This window comes from Xenococcus sp. PCC 7305 (genome assembly GCF_000332055.1).
Taxonomy (GTDB): Bacteria; Cyanobacteriota; Cyanobacteriia; order Cyanobacteriales; family Xenococcaceae; genus Xenococcus.
The window spans coordinates 1-23331 of the sequence record NZ_ALVZ01000152.1 but is presented as its reverse complement, the minus strand read 5'-3'; the positions used below and the strand labels follow the sequence as shown (position 1 = coordinate 23331).

Genomic DNA, 23331 nt, shown 5'->3' with positions numbered 1-23331 from the left:
CTATCGGGTTTAACATTTCAGTCTTCATAATAAATTAGGCTACCAAAAATTGATAGCCCAAAGATTTATTAAATTGATAATTATTATTTAAAAAATGTTTATCTTACTAAGCCGAAACAGCAGCCTGCATCAATTGAGAAGTCATGCTAAATTTCTGCTTATTTTTGATGGCAACATCTTCTCTTTGCTCTACCTTCACCGCTACTTTCTTAGCAGCTACTTCAGTCTCTTTAACATCGGTAACTGTTGGTGGCGGATTAAGACTCAGGCGAGTGCAGGGGATCGTATCCGACAAAATAGCGCTGGCCATCATTCCTGTATGTATTTCCAGCTGAGCTTTGGAGACTGCTTCAAATACCAATCTCTGACCAGGGAAAACAACCCTTTCAAAATACCAATTAGGAATATTAGTGATTCGAGCTATCTGGATTTCACTTGTAGCATTTACGTAGCAGCATAAAATGCTATCGTTCTCTCCGTTGGGTAAGGAGTCGAGTATCTGAGACATAATTTTTATCGAAGCGTTTTAAAACTTAGTTTTCTATTGTCCTGTATAAGCTAACATTTATTGATCCCCGGTGGCTGTAAAAAAGAATACCAATCTTTTGGGCAGTAATAATTATTTTGTATCGTAGATATCACAATGTTTCCATTACTTCATCAGGGGTCATTTTTGAGATAACTTTATAATGTTTTAAGCTTTTTTCTAAGACTATATTTAGTAAGCGATCCCTTTCTCATTGATAACAATTAATAATATAGTTAAAGTTAAGTTATATGACAAATATGAAATTGGTCTAACATTTAAACAAAATCGGCAACTTCCCCAATTTCGCAAAATAATAAGCAGTTTTAAAATCATGAATCAGAAAATTTTATATGTCCGCCTGCCCTGCAACCCAATATTCCCTATTGGAGTAGTCTATCTCAGCGATCATCTCCACAAGTTATTTCCCGAAATAGAACAAAAAATCTTTGATTTAGGGACAGTTCCGCCTTTAGATTTCAATAAAGCCCTAGAAGAATGTATTGAACAGTTTAAGCCCAGTTTACTCGTCTTTTCCTGGCGAGATATTCAGATTTATGCCCCGGTGGGCGGCAGAGGAGGTAACCCCCTGCAAAATGCCTTTGAATTTTATTATGCACCGAACCCTTTGACTAGGCTAAAAGGAGCATTTGGTGGGTTAAAGGTTACTACGGCATATTACGGCGAATTATGGCGCAATGAAGGATTAATTAAACGAGGGCTCAAACAAGCTAGAAAATATAATCTCCAAGCTCGTGCGGTAGTAGGTGGTGGAGCAGTAAGTGTGTTCTACGAACAATTAAAAACTCAGCTCCCTCAAGGAACAATTGTTTCTGTGGGCGAGGGGGAGAAACTGCTAGAGAAAATTCTCCAAGGTCAAGACTTCAGCGATGAGCGTTGTTATGTTGTTGGCGAAACTCAACCCAGAGAGCGCATGATTCACGAATGGCCAACTCCCATCGAAAAAACAGCTTGCGATTATGACTATATTTCAACTATTTGGCCTGAATTTGACTATTATTTCCAAGAAAATGACTTTTATATTGGCGTGCAGACTAAAAGAGGTTGCCCCCATAATTGCTGTTATTGCGTCTACACCGTAGTTGAAGGGAAACAAGTACGGATTAATCCTGCCGATGAAGTTGTCAAGGAAATGCGTCAACTTTATGATCGGGGTATTCGTAATTTCTGGTTTACCGACGCTCAGTTTATTCCTGCAAAAAAATATATTCCCGACGCGATCGAGCTGTTGCAGAAAATACTTGATTCCGGGATGAAAGATACTCACTGGGCAGCTTATATCCGCGCTGATAATCTCACTCCAGAATTATGTGATTTGATGGTCAAAACAGGCATGAATTACTTTGAAATCGGCATTACTAGCGGTTCTCAAGAATTAATTCGTAAAATGCGGATGGGATACAATCTGCGTACTGTGTTGCAAAACTGTCGAGATTTGAAGGACGCAGGTTTTGATGATTTAGTTTCGGTTAACTACTCTTTTAATGTGATTGATGAGACCTATGAAACTATTCGGCAAACCATTGCCTATCATCGAGAATTGGAAAGGATTTTTGGGGTAGATAAAGTAGAACCAGCTATTTTCTTTATCGGATTACAACCCCATACCCATTTAGAGGAATATGCTTTTAAGAATGATATTTTAAAGCCAGGCTATAACCCTATGAGTTTAATGCCTTGGACTGCCAAGAAATTACTCTGGAATCCCGAACCTTTGGGTTCTTTCTTTGGTGAGGTTTGTTTAAAAGCTTGGAATACTAATCCTAATGACTTTGGGAGGGAAGTTTTAAAAATATTAGAAGAAAAATTAGGTTGTGCCCCTTTAGAAGAGGCTTTAACTGCCCCAATTGGGAAGGAGAAGATTGGGGATCAGCCACAATTGGTTACTAGTGACGCTGTGAGGAAGTAATAAGTAATAAGTAATAAGTAGTGAGTACTAATAAATGATTTAATTAAGTCCTCTAATGGGAATGACTGATAACTGATAACTGGTAACTGATAACTGAAATGCTTGAAGGTTCAATATTACAACAATTAAAATTAGCTCATCAAAACACTAGCAATCCCTTAAACTTGGGAGTTTATTATAAAAACACGTTAGTAGCTTTATGCCATGCTCTAGAAGACTTTATTTTAGAATCTGAGAGTGAGCCTCTAATGGTGACAGCTTTCCAGCGCGGGAAATGGTATTTACAAGAAGCGGAACGTTATAGCGAATTGGCTGATAAATCCCAGCAGGTAATTATTATGGCAGCACCCGATGCTGGATTTGAAACTCATCCGACCAGCCAAAAAGATAATGTTGCCCTCGTAAACTTAGCGGAGCAAGATCCTGTTGCCCAAGAATGGCATTTGATGATTTTGTCTCCTCACTATACGGCAATGGTTTTATGTCAGGAGTTGTCAGAATCAGATTATGGTGCGCTTGGGCAACCTCAAGAGGATTTGGAACGTAAATTCTACGGATTTTGGACTTTTGAACCGGAATTAGTCAGGGAAACGGTAGAAATCGCGATCGCACATCTGCAAACCTATAATCCATCTTTGGCTGCAGATTTAACCTCTAGAGTCGCCTCAATGTCTCAAGAATTTGGCTCTCAACAAGAAGGGCTTATTGCGGTAGTTTCCCGTGTCATTGATTATTTGCAAACCTGTCACAAAAACCTACATCAGCCGCAAGAAGCTGATAATTATCATTCTTTTCAAGATTTAGATGACAATATTCTGTCCAATGAAATGCAAGCTTTTCTGAGGATGGCACAAATTCTCGATCATTCTGATACTCTCAACCCAATGGCGGCAACTGAAGTATCGGCATTGGGGGAAGCTATGGGGCAATTGCTAGATCTCCCAGCATGGCAAATCAAAAGATTGCGCTTATCTGGACTATTACATCGCCTGGGTTCGATAACCAAAATTGCCAACAAGCCAGATAAACAATCTCCAGCCCAAGAAAAAGCTTTGCAAGAGCAAGATGATTTGCCCAAAGCTTCTTTATTAAGAATCATGCCCCAACTTCAGGCGATCGCGGAAATTCTGACTCACCAAAGCGAAGCTTGGGATGGTTCGGGAAAACCTTCAGGATTGTCCTATGACAATATACCTTTAGAGTCTCGTATTTTGCGTTTACTGGCGGATTTTCAGCAAAAAGTCATCCAACATAGCCAAAATCCCACCATAGACTATAATCCTTTATCCCAAGCCTTAGATGAATGCCAAGCAGCTGTCGGTCAGATTTATGATCCTAAACTAGTTGAAGCCTTAGGTTTATTGGTTATGGGTATGCAACAAGGCATGAGCATTCAAGCCTATCAACCGAAAATTGCTTCAGGGATTTGGCTTATGGAAACCTAAAATTGAGTAACAAGTAAGAAGTAATAAGTAATAAGTAACATAGCGGTTCTCAAATTGATGAAGTACACTTTCTGTTACCCGTTACCCGTTTCCTGTTCCCTGTTCCCTGTTCCCTGTTCCCTAAAGGAAGATCTTCTGTATCTCACTAATTCGAGAAGGGCTATAAGTTTTTCTTTTTTTTAAAGACATCTTTGAAGTGCAAAAGCTAGTTCCTGAGCTGATTGGTATCTGTCTTGGGGATTGGGCTTGCATGTCTTGATTAATACATCAGTTAATTCGAGAGATAAACTAGATATGCTGGCAAAATCAAGTTCATATTGATTTTTTTGAGGAACATAAGATTGCATGGGGGTCTTTCCCGTCAACAAAAAAAACAAAGTTGCCCCAACTCCATAAAGATCTGACTGAGGACAAGGTTCTCCCCGATATTGCTCTGGGGCACTGTATCCTTCCACTCCAATTCGAGTATTCCGAGAAGTTCCAAATTCCTTGACCGCTCCAAAATCTAGTAACATTAAGCGATTATCCAGATTGCGCAAAATTAAATTGGCTGGCTTAATATCTCTGTGAATTAGTGGTGGCTGTAGATGATGAAGGTAGTATAAGACTCCACAAATTTCAATCATCCATTTGATCGCTTGTTGTAGATCAACAGTACCTTTTTGATAGGTAAATTGCTCCAAATCATGACCATGAATCAATTCCATGACCAAATATTTATGTTCACCTTCAGAAAAAAAATCGTAATATTTAGGGATATTAGGATGTTCCAAAGTTTTGAGAATTCTCGCTTCCCGCTCAAATAATTCCCGAGCCTTAGCAACACGAAGCATCTCCGCGTTCATTTCTTTTAACACTAGAAGCAAAGGAGCACCGTCAATAGTTTTATCTTGATCCCTCACCAGATAGGTAATTCCCATACCTCCCCTCCCCAAAGTACGTAGGACTTGGTAATTACCAATAAAAAGTTTTTCGTCAACTAATGCTTGACCGCAATGAATACAAAAAATACTGTCAGGAGAATTCCCAATATGCTGGCAATTTGATACTGCTGATGGGGAGGGAGAAATGTCTTCGACGGTCGATATTCCCTCCGAATTCAACTCTAATTCAAAGCGCAATAAAGGCCCATTACCCGCCAAACGAATTAAATCATTATTATTTAGTTGGGTTTTGTCTACCAGAACACTATTAACAAAAGTGCCATTACTCCCATGATTCACCAATTCCCATTGATCGTCAATTTCAGTTAGTTCTACATGTTGGCGCGAGACCTGAAAGTAATCTTTGAGAACTATATCGTTTTGAGGAGCACGACCAATACAAATTGTGGACTGCTCAGAAAACTTCCAAGATTTAAATGGCTTGTTAGTCTGAGGATCTAAAAAAGTAAGAGTTACCATAAGAGGCTAGTATGGAGATAAACAAGTAATAAATAATAAATAATAAGTAATAATTCTAAATTTCAGGCTTTAATTTGATTCTGATCAAAATTCCCGTCAAATTGTCATGACCATTATAACGATCAGCAAAGGTCATTAGCTCATAGATGCCTGAATTGAGATCAGAACTGGAACTGATTAAAGGCTCCAAATATGTCTGCCAATGTTTTTCTAGCAAATCGTTATCAGAAAGGCCGTCGGAACAAAGTAGAATTAAACAGTCTTTCTCAATGTCAAAATATTGAATTCCAGGTCGTAAATGCTTGCTTTCTCTTGGGCCCAAAGCTTGAGTTAATTGATAGGCATCAGGACGACCATAGGCAATTTCTGGCTCGACGCCCCGATTAATTTCCCTTTGTCCCACTTCATGATCTACGGTTAATTGTTCTAGTCCTTCTTGACGAGTAATTTTGTAGATGCGGCTATCTCCGACATGGGCGATCGCAAGCTGATTATTTTGCAATAGGGCCATGACCAAAGTAGTTCCCATGCGCCCACTGCCAGAGCGAGCATTGTCAATATTAGTTTGGTAAATAATTTGATTGGCCAGCAAGATTCCTTCTTCAATGGTTTTCTCTGAGGGAAGCTCGTCTTGCCAATAGGTGTGAAAATAGCTTTGAAGAGTTTCGACGGCCATTGCACTAGCAACTTCTCCCGCGGCATGTCCACCCATCCCATCACAGATGATATAAAGTCCTTTAACTTCTAATTTCTGTTCACTAGGATTTTCTTCTTGAGTAATGACAGTTTTTGACCCAAAAAAATCTTCATTGTGATCTCTTCCCGAGCCGATGTCTGTATAGTTAGCATGAGTGACGCTGGCAATTTGCATCAACAACATCGCAGTTGATTCCTCGTCGGCATCGCTTTCATAGATCATACTGTCTTCATCAGAATCAATTTTAAAGAAGTCAGTTTCTTCAGCGTCATCAACTGTTTCCCATGAATCAGAATCCATAGGTTCTGACCAGGGTGACGTATCTGTTGAGTCAAAATCTAGATTACTCTCTTCTTTTTCTACTATCTGATGCAATTGTCTAAGAAGGTCTTCAATTTCTAAAATTTCACCGGCAATCGCTTGCTTCAATACTGAGAACAATTGTTCTGGATAAGTTTGTTGTGAATCAATTAACCAACTATGCCATTTGGCAACTAAATCAGCTAAAGTTGGTTGTTTTTCCTTTGAGTCCCAGTACAATTTTTCCAGGCAAAAAGATTGATCTTCATCAACTTTCAAGTTATTTTGCACTAGCAGACTCGTTGCACAGTAGCTTCGAGATAAAGGCACCCACAGTTTTGCCATTTCTCCCAAGGACCATAAAACCTGAAGCAAAGGTAATTGAGGTTTCGACCAAAGCTCGGTTAAAGATTGCCATTGCGATCGCGCGGGCAGTAGGATTACTTCCTGGTTTTGATCTTGCCAAGCATCTGCGATTGGTGGAACAATCGGCGCATATTCTTCTAGAACTAAATAGGGTAAAGCCTGGGTTGGTAAAATACTCAACAAATCCGCAGCGAGATTTCCTGTCTGATAAAAATCATCAAGCGCTTGCCTCAAATCAGTAAATAATTCCTGTTTAGTTTTGCGTAAAATATTGAGATACGATTCTTGCAACGGCAGCTGATCAATAATTTCCAGGGAGATCATGTTGCCGTGGGAATCGGCCAGATTAGATGCTACTTGCTTATTTTCCGGCAGATAATATCTTTTTTGGGCATCAAGATAGCTGGCATCATCGGGAGTTGACAAGTTCTCATTGCTTAATGCTTCCGCTGCTTGAGGCGAATTGCTTTGGGCAATTATAGCGAGAAGCATAGTTTGATTGGGAGCTCCACAGGATTCGCATTCTTGAGCTGTGTAGGTAATTTCGGCACCACATTCACTGCAAGTTTTGTGCGTTAAAGAAGTCCCACAGTTTTCACAAAACTTATTATGTTCTGAATTTTCATACTTGCACTCGGGACAAATAAGCATAGGGGAACTTCCTTAAATTATAATGTTCAGGTGATTTTATATAATAGTTAGAGATAGAATAAACTCTATTTGGTATGTAATTTAGGGATCAGCATCTAAAGTCACACCAGCAATCTTAGCTCATGGTATTTTTTTGACAATCCCTAATCTCTAAAAATAAATATATCTCTTAGAAAAATTCAAGAACCTATCTAAATTATTATATTTAATCTAGTTCCAACTCGTTAATTGGTTTCAATGAGTCAAATAAGAAAAATTTCTGGTCAAGCAGTTCCTGTAATTGGTAATGATATCGATACAGATCGCATTATTCCCGCAAGATTTTTACGTTGTGTCACTTTTGATGGTCTAGGAGAACAGGCTTTTGCAGACGATCGCGCTCAGGCGGCTGAACAACATCCTTTTGATCTTCCTCAATATCAAGGAGCAAATATTCTAGTTGTCAATGGCAATTTTGGTTGCGGTTCATCCCGAGAACATGCGCCACAATCCCTCGCCAGATGGGGCATCAAAGCCATTGTCGGCGAAAGTTTCGCAGAAATTTTCTTTGGCAATTGTATTGCAATTGGTTTACCTTGCGTCACCGTGAACCCTGAAATTGTCGAACAAATTCAAAAACAATTACAAGCTCAACCTGATACTCCTATGACAGTGGACCTAGTTAACAAAGCTGTGACTTGTGGAGACTTAGTAGTCGAAGCCACTGCTGACGAAGGGGCAAGACAAATGTTTATCGAAGGTAGTTGGGATAATTGTGGTCAACTAATACAAAATCAATCAGCAATTCAGAAGACAACGGAGAAACTTCCCTATGTTGCTTGGTAATGGAGGTTGGGTTTTAGGTTTTAGGTTTTAGGTTTTAGGTTTTGAGGCCAAGGGAGTATGAGAAATTTTCCCTGGTTTCCCTTGTCCTACTTGAATTTGTCAAACGAAGGCTGAAGGAGAAAGTAAGTTATTTCCTTCTGCCATCTGCCCTCAAGGGCGAAGTCTGGTCACTAAACAAAGTCAGTTTCATCAATAGTGGTCGCATCTATGCCGAGCAACGTAGCGAGGGTTTCACCTCCAATGGTTTCAATAATGTCGGTATCTGCGCCGTTTTGACTAATAGTGAGCGTGCCAAAAGTCAGACCGCCTGTGAGCAACAATTGATCTCGGCCATTCTGGAAATCTTGAATGATGTCAGCGTCGGCAGTGAAACCAGAAACCAGAGCAAAGCGGTCATTGCCACCCCCTCCATTTAAAATGTCAAGACCAGGGCCACCAATCAAAACATCATCATTGCGCTGACCAAGGAGAGTATCATTGCCAGTTCCACCATCGAGGGTATCATTTTGATCTCCTCCAGTTAAACTATCATCATTTTCTTGACCAAAGAGCATATCGGCATCATTTTGACCAGAAAGAGTGTCATTACCAGCACCGCCTTTGAGAGTATCATTGCCATCAGCACCAACTACAAGGTCATTATCAGCTCCTCCATCGAGACTATCTGCTCCCGCTTGACCAGCAAGGGTATCACTCCCAGCTCCACCATCAATAGTATCGCTACCTGCATCGCCATTTAAGCTATCATTGTCATTTCCTCCTTCGAGGATGTCATTGCCATTGCCGCCTTTGAGAGTATCATTGCCATTGTTTCCAGCTAGAAAATCATTATCATCCAGACCCCGCAAACTATCGTCACCTTCTCCACCTTTGAGAGTGTCATTGCCAGAACTACCCCCGAGAATGTCATTGCCCCCTTGACCGAGAAGGACATCGTGACCAGAATTTCCTTGAATTCCATCATCCCCAGGCCCACCAATCAAACTATCATTATCATCTCCTCCATCGAGAGTGTCGTTACCAGCTTCCCCGTTGAGAGTGTCATTGCCATCTAGGCCAACGATATTATCATCGTCTTCTGTGCCCCAAATATTGTCATCCTTATCGGTACCGAACAAGGTCTCATTAAGACCGGCAATCTTGATGGTGACAGTGGCAGTATCAAAACCCCCATTACCATCGGAAATAGTATAGGTAAAGGTATCTTTAGCAGTTTCTCCTACAGGAAGATCGTCAAATTCACCATTGGGATCATAATCAAAAGTGCCATCCCCATTATCCGTAACTATTCCCAGCGTTCCTGTGGTGTCAATGCTATCGAGGGATATGTCATCTCCGTTAGGATCACTATCATTGGTGAAAACATTACTGGTGGTGAAGGCAGAATCGGCATCTGTCGTAAAGTCACGGCCAAAGAAGACATAACTTTGTCCTGCTCCATCGTAACCATTAGGACTAGCTTCGGGGGCACCGATAATCAGATCATCTATCCCATCCCCATTAATATCACCGGCATTGCTAACCGAGAAACCAGAATAATCGAAGGGAAAGATGCCATTGAGAGCAAAACCATTATGACCATCGAGAGAACCTAAATCGAAAGTACCCGAACTACCAATATTGAGACCACCAAAGACAACATAACTTTCTCCCGAAGAAATACCATTAGGATCTGCGTAATCTGCCCCGATAATCAGATCAGCGAACCCGTCGCCATTAATATCTCCGGCATTACTCACAGAAATTCCCGAAAGATCATAGCGATTAATCCCTTCGAGGACAAAACCATTAGTTCCATCAAGATCTGAGAGTTCCACAACACTTGTGCTGCCAAGATCCTCAGCCCCAAAGATGACATAGCTTGCCCCTTCACCATTAGAGCCTGTTCCATAGGCTCCAATAATCAGATCATCAAGACCATCACCGTTAATATCTCCGAGGTTACTAACCGAATAACCGACAAAATCATAAAGTTGGGTGCCGCCGATCGCAAAACCATTATCCCCATTAAGAGATGCGAGCTCAACAAATCCTGTGCTACCAACATCAGTACCGCCGAAGACCACATAAGCTTCTCCCGAATAAGTATTACCCAGACCGAAAATTGCCCCAATGCCCCCAATTCCCTCAGCACCATCAGTGGGCTTGGGAGCACCAATAATCAGATCAGCAAACCCATCTCCATTAACATCTCCTGCGTTACTGACTGAGGTTCCTGAATAATCGTAGGCTCCAGCCCCATTAAGAACAAAACCATTTGTGCCATCTAGAGCTGATAGTTCAATTACTCCAGTATTACCAATGTTTCCATCGCCAAAAACAACGTAGCTACTTCCTGGACTGACGCTATAAATATCAGCAAAATCCTCAGAGCCAGGAGCCCCAATAATGAGATCATCAATGCCATCACCATTGATATCTCCTAAGTTATTAACGGAGAATCCTACATATTCTCCCTCATAAATACCGTTAATAATAAAGCCTTCTGTGCCATCAAGAGTTGCCAGATCGATTACTCCAGGGACTAGTCCATTATTACCGACATTCGGATCACCGAAGATCACATAGCTTTGACCTGAGTAATATGTACCGTTATATCCTTCTTTAGCACCGATAATCAGATCAGCAATAGTATCCCCGTTGATATCTCCTGCATTACTTACGGAAAACCCAGCATCATCTTCGGGTGCAATGCCATTGATGATAAAACCATTAATCCCATCAAGCTCAAATAATTCAAAGCTCCCAGAAGCACCGACTCCAGGACCACCAAAGACAACATAGGCTTGTCCTGCATCCGCATAAATATAATTGGCATAGGCATCGGGTGCGCCAATAATCAGATCATCAAATCCATCACCATTGATATCTCCAGCATTACTGACGGAGAATCCAGATTCATCGTAATCAAAAATTCCGTTGAGGGCAAAGCCATTACTGCCGTTGAGATCTGAGAGTTCTACAAATCTGGGAAAAGCGTCGTCATTGGCAACAGGAGGATCATTATTGATCAGCACTGAGACAGTTGAATCTCCTCCATTAGCAACCGCAAGGTCATCAACTTCTCCATCTCCATCCAAATCTGCGATCGCTACTGAACTTGGATTAGTTCCAACTTCAAAAGTAATTTCGCCTAAGAAACTCCCCGAACCATCATTCAACAGCACGGAGACAGTATCATCAGTATAGTTAGTAACAGCAATGTCATCCGCAGCTCCGTCTCCATCCAAATCTCCAATTGCTACGGAGCGGGGTAGAAGTCCCACAGCAAAGGTAGTTTGAGCAGAGAAGCCTCCAGAACCATCCCCTAATAGTACTGATACATTGTTGTTAGATGCAGCACTATTCGCAACGGCAAGATCGTCAACTTCTCCATCACCATCCAAATCTCCGATTGTTACTGACAACGGAGCAAGTCCCACAGCAAAGGTAGTTTGAGCAGAGAAGCCCCCAGAACCATCCCCTAATAGTACTGATACATTGTTGTTATTACGATTAGCAGCAGCGAGGTCGTCAACTTCTCCGTCTCCATCCAAATCTCCGATCGCTACTGAAAACGGACTATTTCCCACAGCAAAGGTAGTTTGAGCAGAGAAGCCCCCAGAACCATTCCCTAATAGTACTGATACATTGTTGCCATTAACATTAGCAACAGCGAGGTCGTCAACTTCTCCGTCTCCATCCAAATCTCCGATCGCTACTAAAAACGGACCATTTCCCACAGCAAAAGTGGTTTGAGCAGAGAAGCCCCCAGAACCATCCCCTAATAGTACTGATACAGTATCGTCAGGACTATTAGCAATAGCGAGGTCATCGGCAGCACCATCCCCATCCAAATCTCCGATCGCTACTGAATATGGACCATTTCCCACAGCAAAGGTAGTTTGAGCAGAGAAGCCCCCAGAACCATCCCCTAATAGTACTGATACATTGTTGTCATTATAGTTAGCAATAGCAAGGTCATCGGCAGCACCATCCCCATCCAAATCCCCAACTGCTACTGAAAGAGGAGTATCTCCAACACCAAAAGTAACTTCAGGCTGAAAATCTGCTACAAATGTTTCTTGATATTTTTGTTGTAGTTCTGAGGTAAAAACAGGATCAGTTTTAATTTCGACCGTTTGCCATTCAAGATTCCAATTGCCTTGTCCTACTTCTTGAGTCGAGGCAGCAATATTCGCTCCCGTCAGTTTGTGGAGTTGGTTTAGTAGTTCAGGAGCGACGGCGAGATTACAACCGTAGAAGAAAATTTGGGGATTTGGAGAAGAAAACCAAGCTGCTATATTTGCAGAGTATAAAGGTAGAGTTTCGAGATTTAATTTACTATTCCCTAGGTAAATACATCCAGGCGAACCATGCGCCACAAGATGAAGCGAATCAATATTAGAGTATTCTCGCAAAATCTCTGTAATTTGAATAATGCCATCGCGATGGGCATCGAGAATTTCAACCGCTGCCCCGGTCACAATTCCTGCTGCTAGCTGCTGGGGATTAGTAACATTGGGGTCGATTATTACTAAGGTATTGACCGTAGCGAATGTATTGATTGAATTGCTAATTTTTTGGGGTTTTGTAAGAGTTGTCATAGAGCTATCTAGAATAATTATTTGGTTTTGAATCCAAGGAAATATCCTGAATCGTAAGAATACTTAAAGAGTAAATAATTTACCAAGAAAAAGTTAATTGATTGACCAGATTGTTTGCTGGAAAATACTTAAAAATAAGTAAAATTACAGTAACTAGTAACGATTTGTATTCTTGGAATATTAATAATTAATGAAAACTCTACCAGCCTATTAACGAAATCAAAATACGTCAAGACTTCTTCTCATTGATCATTGACCATTGACCATTAAGCATTGACCATTGACCATTAGTCATTGATTAGTGAATTACGTCAGTTTTATAAGTTGAGTAAAAATATAAAAAATATTAACAATAAAAGTTTAATAGCAAAAAATTCTCTTCTGAACCCAAAGAATAACTTTGAATGTTCAATGTTCAATGTTCAATGTTCAATGTTTAATGTTTTCCCACATTTGTTCACAAGCTGCTTCTAGCGATCGCACGAAATCTGTTACCCGAAATAAAGGAGGATAGCTAGTCTCATCTGTTAACGTCGCTTGTAAATTCTGACGTATTTGAGCCAATTCTTGGGGATGAGTTGCCAAATACACCGCTTTTTGTTCGTATTCTTCTAGACTGTTGCAGATAGCAGTCTCCAGACCTCCCGCCAGACAAATACTAGCTCCCATTCTTGAGGCATTAGTGTTACCAGGACAAGTTAACATTGGCAATCCTGACCAGAGCACCGCTGCCGCAGTCGAACCCGCGTTATAAATTAGAGTATCCAAATAAAGATCTGCTAGGGCATAACGAGCTAAATATTCTTCATGGGGAATTTTCTCGGCAAAAATCAATCTATCGGCTGCTAAACCTCGTTTTTTCGCTTCAGCACGTAAATTGTCCCTGCCGCTGCCCGAAGCTAACCATAAAACACTCTGGGGCACTTGTTCTAGAATCCTCAGCCAAGCATCAAACAATTCGGGATTTATTTTGTAATGGGCATTAAAAGAACAGAACACAAAGGCATCATCAGGTAAGCCAAACTCCTCTCTTGTCATGACTCTTTCGGAAATTTTGAGGGGAGAAGCGACAAAAGTATGAGGCAGATAGATAATTTCCTCGGTGTAATGCTCGGCGATTTCGTCTGTGATCAAAGTGCGATCGCCCAGATAATATTGCATAAACTCGGCACCCATCGTATCGGGATATCCCAACCATTGTGCTTGTACTGGGGCAGGTTGCAAATCCAAAATCGCCGCACCATGACCAATGGTATAACCAGCCAAATCAATCATAATATGAATACCGTCGCTATGGATGCGTTGTGCCGCAGCGATCGCAGAAAGGGGAGCCAGCTCTACAAAAACATCGCAACCCGATCGCACGGCTTGAGTTATATGATCATTCACGTCTACTGTGGAATAGGCATAGATCTCATAGCGATCGCGATCAAAATGGGGAAAAATATTCTGTATTAATCTGCCCACAGCATGCTCACGAAAATCAGGGGAAATAAACCCAATCCGAAGTTTTTGGGGCTGATTATGATGATGTTGGAAATTTATCTTCTGTGGGAGTAGATTGCTAGTTTTGGCAATCGTTTTGGCTTGACTTTTAGCTGCTGCTTGATGAATGTGTAAGGGGACGGGAATTGCACTTAGAGCAAAAATATTAACTCCTGGAAAAGAGTCTTGTTCTAGATAATTTTCTAGTGTTTGTAATAATTGCTCTAGGTTACGCTCATAATTGTGCCAATTACAAGAACGCAGTTTTACCATAGCAATATTAAAATTGAGATGGGTAAAATCAGGATTTAGTTCTAGAGCTTTTTGATAACATGCTAAGGCTTTTTCTTGTTTGTCTTGATACTCAAAAATGTTCCCCAGACTAATATATGCTTCAGTATGATCTGGCTGGAGTGCTATTACCTTTTCAAAATGTTCTATTGCCCCACCCAAGCGTTTTTGCTCTTTGAAAATATTAGCTAAATTGAAATGAGCTGGGACATAATCAGGTTTGATTTGTAATGCCCGATAGAAACCATTTTTGGCTTTTTCCAAATTTTCTTCTAGTTGATCGATGCTCGCTAGATTAGAAATTGCCTGGGCAAAATTATTGTTGTGTGCGATCGCATTTTGATAACAAAGTTTAGCTTCGGCGATCTGTCCTTGATTTTGTAATAAAGTCCCCAGATTATTATACGCCCCCCAAAAATCTGGTTTTAAAGTGATGGCTTTACGCAGACATACCTCTGCTTCTTCTAGACTACCTATTTTTTTTAATGTGCGACTTCTCTTTAATAACTCTTCGGCAGTATCATGTTGTTGAGTTGAAACTGATTGAGTTGCCGCTTGAGTATTCTGCCGTTGTTGAGTTGCCAAACTTCCGACCAAATTCTGCTTTTTTGCCGTTGCTAATGACTGTTTGTTGTTCTGAGCGACAGAATAAATCTGATTACTAGTATAAAAATTTTGCCATTGATTAATCCGTTTTTGAGTAAAGAAATTCTCTAATATTTCTTTTTCTTTTGTCGGTATTTGCGAATAGGGAAAAGGTTGCCGAAAATTGGCCAACCCTTGAACGACAGTTTCGCGATCGAGATTCCACCAATCCGCAATTTTTTTACTATATAGTGTGGGGTTATCTAAAAATTCTTCAAAATGTAGAACTTTATAAGAAGTCTGGGGTAATTGACTGAATTGCTTGTCTATATAAATTAAGTTACTCTCGACAATTTTTGCTTGCAAGTAAATATTGTCCGTAAACCCCCGACGAATAGCACTATAGGTCGCAGAAACTGGGTTGCGATATAGTATTAAATATTTTACCTCTATTAAATCACTGACTATATCTGCAAAATCTATAATGTCTGGACGACGCAACGTTTGTCTTGGTTGGTAACAGGGGAATGAGGAAAGAGATTCAAAAAGATGTGTAGCATTTTGATTACTATAGGACTGAAAAATATGCGCCAATTCTTCTCTAATATTTTTACTCTTTGAACAGTCTGGTGTTTCATTTTCGATTTTAAATCTTTGAGAAGCATCCCAATAATTGAGTAATAATTGATGCCATTCTCCTTGAGGAACAAAATGGTCTTGTTCAAAGCAATTAGCTAAGATTGCTCTAATCATATGATGTCCTGTTCCTTCCACCCCGACTAAGAACAGGAATTTCATTTTGTTATCGATAGTAGTAACTGACTCTTGATTTGCTGATTGAGGTAAGAGCGATAAATTTAGTTCATGTCTTTGCTGCTGCTTGACCTTTTCATCGTCATTTTTTAACGAGCTTTGATTAGGATAATTATTATTAACGGCTTCAGGGGATTCTAAACTAATCAATTGGGCAATTTCGTCTGTCTGAAATCCCAACGCCATCGGTCGTTTAGCATTAGCAATAATCTGGACATCGTAAAGTTCGGTGATTGCTCCTTCAAATCTTACCCAGTTCGCGATCGCGCCCGTATTTAAATCCACCACCATCAAGCCACAACGAGCTTCTCCGTCTTTGGCTTGTAACAATTCATCTAGGGGTAAACCAGAAAAAGTGCGATCGCCATTCCTTGGCTTAGACAATCCCACGATCGCATAATTGCCCCAAAAAGCTAAACCCCTTAAATATCCTGGACAAAAAGCAACGGCTTCAAATTTCCCCGTCGCAAAATCTACATATCCGAGTTCTCCTCGACCAGAATTGTGCAACCATAACTTATCCTGATACCAACGAGGCGAATGGGGCATCGTGAGGTCGGTACATATAATCTCATTACTGGCGATATCAATTACTATGCCACCTCCAACTCTGCGATCGCGCCAGCCATCAACAAGGTCAGATCGACTACAGGCTGTCACATAGCCAGGTTGCCCATCGACCATCGCCATCCCATTGAGGTGACAACGATCTTCGTTAATGATTCGAGAGATAAAATCAGGTTTCCAAAGCGGCTTACAACTTTTGCGATCGCTAGTAGTCGCTAAACAATTTAGTAAACTACTAACGAAAATTATTTTGCCATCGCGATCTATTGCCAGATCGTGAATATCGAGATCTCCCGTCGTGTTACCAACACGGGGAATATAGAGTTTATCGTAACCTTGATGCAACTGCCCTGATTCGAGGGCATTGTCTAGTTGCCATAGTTGAGATTTGCAACTCAGATAAAGTCTTTCTGGGGTAGTATATAAACCCATCGCGCGATCGTAGAGACGCTGAAAACCCGAAAGCTGACCCGCCGGATTGACTCCCAAGAAAATTAGCTGACCTGTCTGATAGGTAGTTAGGGCAAGACTGATATTTTGTTGCCCTAACCAGTCAGGAAATTGACGCGAAGAGAATATTTCTAGCATTATTGATCAGATATTTAGGCGCGATTGTAGCTCCGGTTTAATTAAAGAAACAGTATGTTTTAACTTTTCTTCCAATTCACAAATAATTCAGAATCATAATTGAGAATGAAGAGCAAGAGCAACACGCCTAATCTCTGCCAATACTCTCGGCAAATCATTGATCACTTGTTCGTTTTTAAATCTCACCACTTTATAGCCATACTCGGCTAATTTTGCAGTTCTGGCATCATCGTATTTATTCTGATGAGTGTGAATTTCGCCATCAACTTCTACTACTAACTTACAAGAAGAACAATAGAAGTCCAAAATAAAATTTCCTACAGGATGCTGACAGCGAAAACGTAGTCCTTCAAGTTGCTTATTTCGTAGTGCTGCCCATAAATAAGCTTCCGCTGGTGTCAGATTGTTTCTTAGTTTTCGTGCAGCTTCTTCTATTTCTGGGGTTGTACCGCGAATTCTGTTGTTATTTTTCATTTCAGTTATTTGTGTTTCGTTTCTAAGATTTATGCCCCCTAAATCCCCCAATACTGGGGGACTTTTTGTCTTTCTCTACTAAGTTATTTTCTATTATCCTTTCGGGGTTTAACTCTAATTCAGACCTCTAAATCCAATACTGGGGGACTTCCAGTTATCTTTCTCCCCCAAATTTGGGGGTCGGGGGGCTTAAACACAAAAAGCGATCAGCCGAGAGTTGGCACTGTGTGCCCGCTAAGTGGATCTCTTCGAGATCGCAGTTTCTTACAGGCGATCGCTAAATATGTTGAGATTAGTCAATCTAAACAAAATCTGTCGCATCAATATCAGCAATATCAATGCCAGTTAATGTCGCTAAAGTTTGACCACTAGCAGTTTCGATAATATCGGTATCAGCTCCGTTGGGACTAATAGTTAAATTATCAAAAATGAGACCGCCAGTTAAGAACAACTTATCCAAACCATCTTGATAATCACTAACGATATCAGCATCCGCAGTGAGACCAGAAACTAAAGCAAAGAGATCATTACCAGAGCCACCAGTGAGAGTATCAAGACCAGTGCCACCAATCAAAAGATCATCATTATTTTGACCTAGGAGAGTATCATTGCCAGGGCCACCATCGAGGGTATCATTACCATTTTGACCCAAGAGACTGTCATCATTCTCTTGACCAAACAAAAGATCAGCATCGTTTTGACCGAGGAGAGTATCATTGCCAGCTCCACCATCGAGGGTATCATTGCCATCACCCCCAACCAAGCTATCATCATTGTCTTGACCAAAGAGTAGATCAGGATCATCTTGACCCAACAGAGTGTCATTACCAGAACCACCATCAAGGGTATCAATGCCAGTAGCACCAACTAAACTATCATTACCATCTCCTCCATCGAGACTATCAGCCCCAGCTTGACCAGAAAGAGTATCATCACCAGAGGCACCTTTGAGGGTGTCATTACCGCTATCACCATTTAAGCTATCATTATCATTGCCGCCTTTGAGAAGATCATTACCAGAGCCACCTTTGAGGGTGTCATTACCAGTGCCACCTTTGAGAGTGTCATGATCATTGAGACCGCGCAGACTATCGTCGCCATCTCCGCCAACTAAAAGATCATTATCATTGCCCCCATTGAGATTATCAGCACCAGCTTGACCGTTGAGAGTATCATCACCATTTAGGCCCCTGATTGATTCACTACCATTAGTTCCGATAATGCTGTCATCTCCGGAAGTACCAAGTAAACTATCATCAACTGCGGGATCATCATCAATGCCACTGATTTTAATGGTAACTGTGGCATGACCAATATTACCGTCGGTATCGGTAATCTGATAATCAAAACTATCGGTGGCAAATTCACCTGGTTCAAGGAATTCAAATTGACCGTTGGGGTCATAATCGAAGGTGCCATCGCCGTTATTGGTGACAAGTCCTAGGGTTGAGGTGATATCGATGTTACCGATAGTTAATGTGTCATCTTCGGGGTCGGTATCATTTGCTAGGACACTATCAGTGGTGAAGGCGGTATCTTCATCGGTAGTAAATTTATCATCTACCGCAGTAGGTGCTGTATTAACCACTGGTTGATTAATCAGCACTGATAGCGTATTATCACTTTGATTTGTAACAGCAAGATCATCAACTATGCCATCCCCATCGAGATCTCCCACCGCTAAGAAATAGGGATTATCGCCAACGGCAAAGGTCTCTTGAGCCCCAAAGCCGCCACTGCCATCATTCAATAGCACCGATACATTATCATCATTAATGTTTAGAGCCGCAATGTCATTAGCAGACCCATCCTCATCAAAATCTCCTATGACTAATTTTCTGGCATTATCTCCAACGGAAAAGGCAGTTTGAGCCAAAAAGCCGCCACTGCCATCATTCAACAGCACTGAGACACTGTCGTCATAATAGGCACTAACCGCAATGTCATCAGCAGCCCCATCCCCATCTAAATCGCCTATGGCCACAGCAGTGGGGCCAATGCCAGTGGAAAAATCAGTTCGGCCAGAAAAACCCCCGCTATTATCGCCTAAGAATACGCTAACACTACCAGCCAGTCTTCTTGCCACAACAAGATCATCAACTTCGCCATCCCCATCGAGATCTCCTACTTCAACAAAAGTTGCCTGGGAACCAACCGAAACAGTATTTGAGGCGGTAAAGCCCCCAGAACCATCTCCCAAAAATGTTGAGACAAGAGCGGGGGTATTTTGGTTGGAGACAGCGAGGTCAAGATTGTCATCATTGTTAAAATCTCCTATCGCAACAGAAAGTGGGCCATTTCCTGCCGGAAAGGTAGTCGGGCCAGTAAAGCTTCCCGATCCATCACTCAAGAAGACTGATAAATTGCTAAAGTCTACTATGGCAAAATCATCAGTGCCATCTTCATTAAAATCTCCTACTGCAAATTCAGATCCACTGTCAGGGAAAGTAGTTGAGGTAAAACCACCAGAGCCATCTGCCAACAAGACTGAGATACCATTACCGTAAGTGTTCCCCACCACAATGTCATCACTATCGCCATCTCCATCAAAATCTCCTATGGCTACCCCCTGTGGGCTATTTCCCACGGCAAAGGTAACTTGGGGATCAAAAGGAAATGTTCCTAGATATTTTTGTTGGAGTTCTGTGGTGAAAGCAGAATCAGAGCTGATTTCGCCAATTTGCCATTCCAGGTTCCAATTGCCTTGGCCTACTTCTTGGGTCGAGGCGGCAATACTCGCTCCTGTTAGGCTGTGGAGTTGGGTTAGTAGTTCGGGAGCAGCGGCGAGATTACAAGTATAAAAAGAGAGTTGGGGATTTGGGGAAGAGAACCAACTTGCTATTTTGGCTGAGTATAAAGGAAGAGTAGCGAGATTTAGTTTGCTATCACCTAAGTGAATACATCCAGGGGAACCGTGGCTAACAAGATGCAGCGAATTGATATTGGGATATTTTCGTAAAATCTCGGTAATTTGGATTATGCCATCGCCATCGGCATCGAGAATTTTAACTGCTGCCCCAGGGATGATACCTGCTGCTAGTTGTTGGGGGCTCGTAACATTTGGATCGATGATTACTAAAGTGTTGACAGTAGCTAAGCTGCTGATTTGATTGTTGATTTTGTTGGATTCTAGGAGATTATTCATAGAGAGATCCTGAATGATGAGCTGGTTTTTAGTTCGAAGTGAAATAACGAATCGTAATGATACTTAAAAGATAAATGATTTCTAGTAAAATAATGATTTATTGATCAAAAAATTCTACTAAAAAATACTTACAAATAAGTAAATTTACGACAATCAATAACGACTTAGGTTATTGAAATATTAATAATTAAAAGAAACCCTACTAGCCTATTCATAGAATCAAAATACGTCAATATTTCAAACATTGACCATTAATTACTTATTTTTGAATAGAGACAAAAAATATTGCGATCGCTGAATAATCAGATTAGGATAATAACCTAATAGAGATTAGCTAAATACAAATATTCAAGCTAAGACTAGATGTCTTAGAATCAAACTAAGACACTAAGACATGAACAAGGTGAACATCATGCAATCAATTACTGTAGACGAAGCAGCTCAAAAGCTTCCTGACTTAATCGATGCCGCATTACGGGGAGAAGAAGTGATCATCACCAAAGATGATCTTTCTCTAGTCAAATTAATTCCAGCTGGTGCAATTAAAAGTCGCCAACCAGGAAGTGCGAAAGGTCAAGTTTGGATGTCTGATGATTTTGATGCACCATTAGAAGAATTTCAAGAGTATATGTAATGAGACTTTTACTAGATACTCATACTTTTATTTGGTATGTCACCAATAATCGAAAATTAAGCCTCAAAGCACAACAACTCATAAATGACGGTAATAATGAGGTTTTTCTCAGCATTGTTAGTATTTGGGAAATGGCTATCAAACATAGTGTTGGCAAATTGAGGTTTGAATTGCCATTCGAATTATTTATGAAAAGACAGTTGAAAGTAAATGATTTTCAGCTACTAAATATCAAAGTTGATCATCTCGTGATTGTTGCTAATTTGCCACTACATCATCGCGATCCATTTGACAGACTGATTATTGCTCAGGCTATTGCAGAAAAAATTCCCGTTGTGGGAACAGATGAGATTTTTGATTTATATCCAATTGAGAGATTATGGTAATTGTTTAATCATTTTGATGTGAGGAATTCCTGCCTCGTCAAAAATATCTCCCACCGATTGAAAACCTAACTTTTCGTAGAGATTTTTTACATATAGCTGAGAGTTTAGGCTCACGGCTTGATAATTGTTTTCCTGGGCAAAATCTAGAGCTTTTTGTGTTAATTGTTTGCCAATGCCTTTTCTCCTCGCTTCTGGCAAAACAGCCAATCTTTCAAGCTTAAGAGTTTGTTTCCCAATATCCCTCATCCTTGCAGTACCAACAGGATTTGCATCAATATAAGCTAAAAGATGAATCGCAATCGAATCGAGACCATCAAACTCTAATTCGGCTGCTATTCCCTGTTCTTTCTGAAACACCGTAGTCCTAATTGCTTTAATCGGAACCAAAAATTCAGCATAAGTAACGATCGCAATTACAACTTGATTCATCATTTTTCTCTCTCTACTCCTCGTTCCTCGTTCCTCGTTCCTCATTCCTTAGGTTAAGCGATTGCCTATCGCCCACGAATAAACTTAAAATGGGGTTCGGTCAAAATGTTATTGAACAATGATTAAATTTAGTGTTATCAAGCAACGAAGTCTCTGGTGGGGGATATCCGCGATCGCGATTATTGCGAGTATCGCCGCAATGGTTATCTCCTTTACGATGTTAAACGCACCGATTCGTCCGGGATTAGACTTTGTTGGTGGTACACGACTACAAATTGAGAGAGATTGTAGCATCACAGAGAATTGCGATCGCCCGATTAACATTGCTGAGGTAAGATCTGTTGTGGAAGCTCAAGGCGTTGGCAATAGTACGATTCAGTTGTTGGGCAATAACAAAAACATTTTATCTGTCAGAACAAAGAATTTAGATGTTGATGAGAGAACTAGTTTACAAAAGGGAATCAGCGAGGCGATCGGGGTCTTCGATTCTCAGACAATTCAAATTGACTCTGTAGGGCCAACTATTGGTAAAGAATTGTTTGTTTCGGGAATGCTAGCGCTGATTGTGGCATTCTTTGGCATTATTGTGTATCTGAGTGTGCGTTTTCAGTTCGACTATGCTTTATTTGCCATTGTTGCCCTGTTCCATGATGTGGTGATTACAGCTGGAGTATTTGCGATTCTAGGGTTGGTTGCCCAGGTAGAAGTAGATAGCCTATTTTTGGTTGCTTTACTAACGATTATTGGTTTTTCTGTTAATGATACTGTAGTCATTTATGATCGCATTAGAGAAACCATTGCTAATAGTGAAGCGAGTAACAGCAATCTAACCATCAATGAGATTGTTGATAATGCTGTGAATCAGACTTTAGGCCGTTCGATTAATACTTCAATTACTACTCTGTTGCCGTTGATCGGTATTTTTCTTTTTGGAGGAGAAACTCTTAAATTCTTTGCCCTAGCTCTGATTATCGGCTTTACTCTTGGTGCTTACTCCAGTATTTTCATTGCTAGTACGTTGCTTGCTTTGTGGAGAAATAGTAAACAAGGAGAGATTAAAAATTTAGTTGTTGATAATGAGTAATGATCGTCAAATTAAATGAAACTAGTGGACGCGGGCGTAAATAAGACAACCATCAACGAAGAGCAAAAAGCTGATATATCAAGACTTATTACTCATTACTTATTACTTATTACTTCCGCGC

General features: G+C 40.7%; 14 protein-coding genes. 6 read left to right on the top strand and 8 right to left on the bottom strand.

Annotated elements, in window-relative coordinates:
• Positions 1–106 precede the first annotated feature (106 nt).
• The gene (locus XEN7305_RS09310) at positions 107–508 is read right to left on the bottom strand and encodes a DUF1830 domain-containing protein (RefSeq protein WP_006509150.1); all 402 of its coding nucleotides are present in this window, start codon (positions 506–508) and stop codon (positions 107–109) included.
• 352 nt (positions 509–860) lie between these two features.
• Between XEN7305_RS09310 and XEN7305_RS09305 the strand changes: the two genes are divergently transcribed.
• Positions 861–2456, top strand: coding sequence for a photosystem II high light acclimation radical SAM protein (locus tag XEN7305_RS09305; RefSeq protein WP_006509149.1), 1596 nt, complete (start codon positions 861–863; stop codon positions 2454–2456).
• Positions 2457–2554: 98 nt separating this feature from the next.
• Positions 2555–3901: a DICT sensory domain-containing protein gene (locus XEN7305_RS09300; RefSeq protein ID WP_006509148.1), complete on the top strand. Its 1347-nt coding sequence runs from the start codon at positions 2555–2557 to the stop codon at positions 3899–3901.
• A gap of 179 nt (positions 3902–4080) precedes the next feature.
• Here the strand turns inward: XEN7305_RS09300 and XEN7305_RS09295 are convergent, their stop codons facing one another.
• Both XEN7305_RS09295 and XEN7305_RS09290 read right to left on the bottom strand, forming a co-directional pair.
• The gene (locus XEN7305_RS09295; protein WP_006509147.1) at positions 4081–5304 is read right to left on the bottom strand and encodes an FHA domain-containing serine/threonine-protein kinase; all 1224 of its coding nucleotides are present in this window, start codon (positions 5302–5304) and stop codon (positions 4081–4083) included.
• A gap of 55 nt (positions 5305–5359) precedes the next feature.
• Entirely contained in the window at positions 5360–7318 is a 1959-nt protein-coding gene (locus tag XEN7305_RS09290; RefSeq protein ID WP_006509146.1) for a serine/threonine phosphatase, read from the bottom strand.
• A 237-nt stretch (positions 7319–7555) separates the two neighbouring features.
• On the opposite strand from XEN7305_RS09290, the gene leuD reads away from it, so the two are divergent.
• The gene (gene leuD / locus XEN7305_RS09285; protein ID WP_006509145.1) at positions 7556–8143 is read left to right on the top strand and encodes a 3-isopropylmalate dehydratase small subunit; all 588 of its coding nucleotides are present in this window, start codon (positions 7556–7558) and stop codon (positions 8141–8143) included.
• A gap of 170 nt (positions 8144–8313) precedes the next feature.
• On the opposite strand, the gene XEN7305_RS26565 is transcribed toward leuD, so the two are convergent.
• The 4 genes from XEN7305_RS26565 to XEN7305_RS26560 all read right to left on the bottom strand — a co-directional run bounded on the left by XEN7305_RS26565 (position 8314) and on the right by XEN7305_RS26560 (position 20677).
• Positions 8314–12729, bottom strand: coding sequence for an FG-GAP-like repeat-containing protein (locus XEN7305_RS26565; protein ID WP_006509144.1), 4416 nt, complete (start codon positions 12727–12729; stop codon positions 8314–8316).
• A gap of 429 nt (positions 12730–13158) precedes the next feature.
• Entirely contained in the window at positions 13159–17058 is a 3900-nt protein-coding gene (locus XEN7305_RS27540; protein WP_006509143.1) for a TIGR03032 family protein, read from the bottom strand.
• Positions 17059–17151: 93 nt separating this feature from the next.
• A complete protein-coding gene (locus XEN7305_RS09265; RefSeq protein ID WP_006509142.1) occupies positions 17152–17532 on the bottom strand; it encodes an endonuclease domain-containing protein in 381 nt (126 codons plus the stop codon).
• 301 nt (positions 17533–17833) lie between these two features.
• On the bottom strand, positions 17834–20677 hold the full coding sequence (locus XEN7305_RS26560) for a DUF4347 domain-containing protein (protein WP_006509141.1): 2844 nt from the start codon (positions 20675–20677) through the stop codon (positions 17834–17836).
• 412 nt (positions 20678–21089) lie between these two features.
• Between XEN7305_RS26560 and XEN7305_RS09255 the strand changes: the two genes are divergently transcribed.
• Entirely contained in the window at positions 21090–21311 is a 222-nt protein-coding gene (locus XEN7305_RS09255; RefSeq protein WP_006509140.1) for a type II toxin-antitoxin system Phd/YefM family antitoxin, read from the top strand.
• Entirely contained in the window at positions 21311–21697 is a 387-nt protein-coding gene (locus XEN7305_RS09250) for a type II toxin-antitoxin system VapC family toxin (protein ID WP_006509139.1), read from the top strand. The genes XEN7305_RS09255 and XEN7305_RS09250 overlap by 1 nt, the downstream gene beginning before the upstream one ends.
• Here the strand turns inward: XEN7305_RS09250 and XEN7305_RS09245 are convergent.
• Complete coding sequence (locus XEN7305_RS09245; RefSeq protein ID WP_006509138.1) at positions 21689–22129, bottom strand: GNAT family N-acetyltransferase; 441 nt, start codon at positions 22127–22129, stop codon at positions 21689–21691. The two genes, XEN7305_RS09250 and XEN7305_RS09245, sit on opposite strands and share 9 nt — an antisense overlap.
• Positions 22130–22244: 115 nt before the next feature.
• On the opposite strand from XEN7305_RS09245, the gene secF reads away from it, so the two are divergent.
• Positions 22245–23210, top strand: a complete 966-nt coding sequence (secF, locus tag XEN7305_RS09240) for a protein translocase subunit SecF (RefSeq protein ID WP_006509137.1) — start codon at positions 22245–22247, stop codon at positions 23208–23210.
• Positions 23211–23331: the final 121 nt, after the last annotated feature.

Coding starts and splice junctions, on each gene's coding strand:
- XEN7305_RS09310 (WP_006509150.1), bottom strand. CDS start 508: ATGTCTCAGATACTCGACTCCTTACCCAACGGAGAGAACGATAGCATT.
- XEN7305_RS09305 (WP_006509149.1), top strand. CDS start 861: ATGAATCAGAAAATTTTATATGTCCGCCTGCCCTGCAACCCAATATTC.
- XEN7305_RS09300 (WP_006509148.1), top strand. CDS start 2,555: ATGCTTGAAGGTTCAATATTACAACAATTAAAATTAGCTCATCAAAAC.
- XEN7305_RS09295 (WP_006509147.1), bottom strand. CDS start 5,304: ATGGTAACTCTTACTTTTTTAGATCCTCAGACTAACAAGCCATTTAAA.
- XEN7305_RS09290 (WP_006509146.1), bottom strand. CDS start 7,318: ATGCTTATTTGTCCCGAGTGCAAGTATGAAAATTCAGAACATAATAAG.
- leuD (WP_006509145.1), top strand. CDS start 7,556: ATGAGTCAAATAAGAAAAATTTCTGGTCAAGCAGTTCCTGTAATTGGT.
- XEN7305_RS26565 (WP_006509144.1), bottom strand. CDS start 12,729: ATGACAACTCTTACAAAACCCCAAAAAATTAGCAATTCAATCAATACA.
- XEN7305_RS27540 (WP_006509143.1), bottom strand. CDS start 17,058: ATGCTAGAAATATTCTCTTCGCGTCAATTTCCTGACTGGTTAGGGCAA.
- XEN7305_RS09265 (WP_006509142.1), bottom strand. CDS start 17,532: ATGAAAAATAACAACAGAATTCGCGGTACAACCCCAGAAATAGAAGAA.
- XEN7305_RS26560 (WP_006509141.1), bottom strand. CDS start 20,677: ATGAATAATCTCCTAGAATCCAACAAAATCAACAATCAAATCAGCAGC.
- XEN7305_RS09255 (WP_006509140.1), top strand. CDS start 21,090: ATGCAATCAATTACTGTAGACGAAGCAGCTCAAAAGCTTCCTGACTTA.
- XEN7305_RS09250 (WP_006509139.1), top strand. CDS start 21,311: ATGAGACTTTTACTAGATACTCATACTTTTATTTGGTATGTCACCAAT.
- XEN7305_RS09245 (WP_006509138.1), bottom strand. CDS start 22,129: ATGATGAATCAAGTTGTAATTGCGATCGTTACTTATGCTGAATTTTTG.
- secF (WP_006509137.1), top strand. CDS start 22,245: ATGATTAAATTTAGTGTTATCAAGCAACGAAGTCTCTGGTGGGGGATA.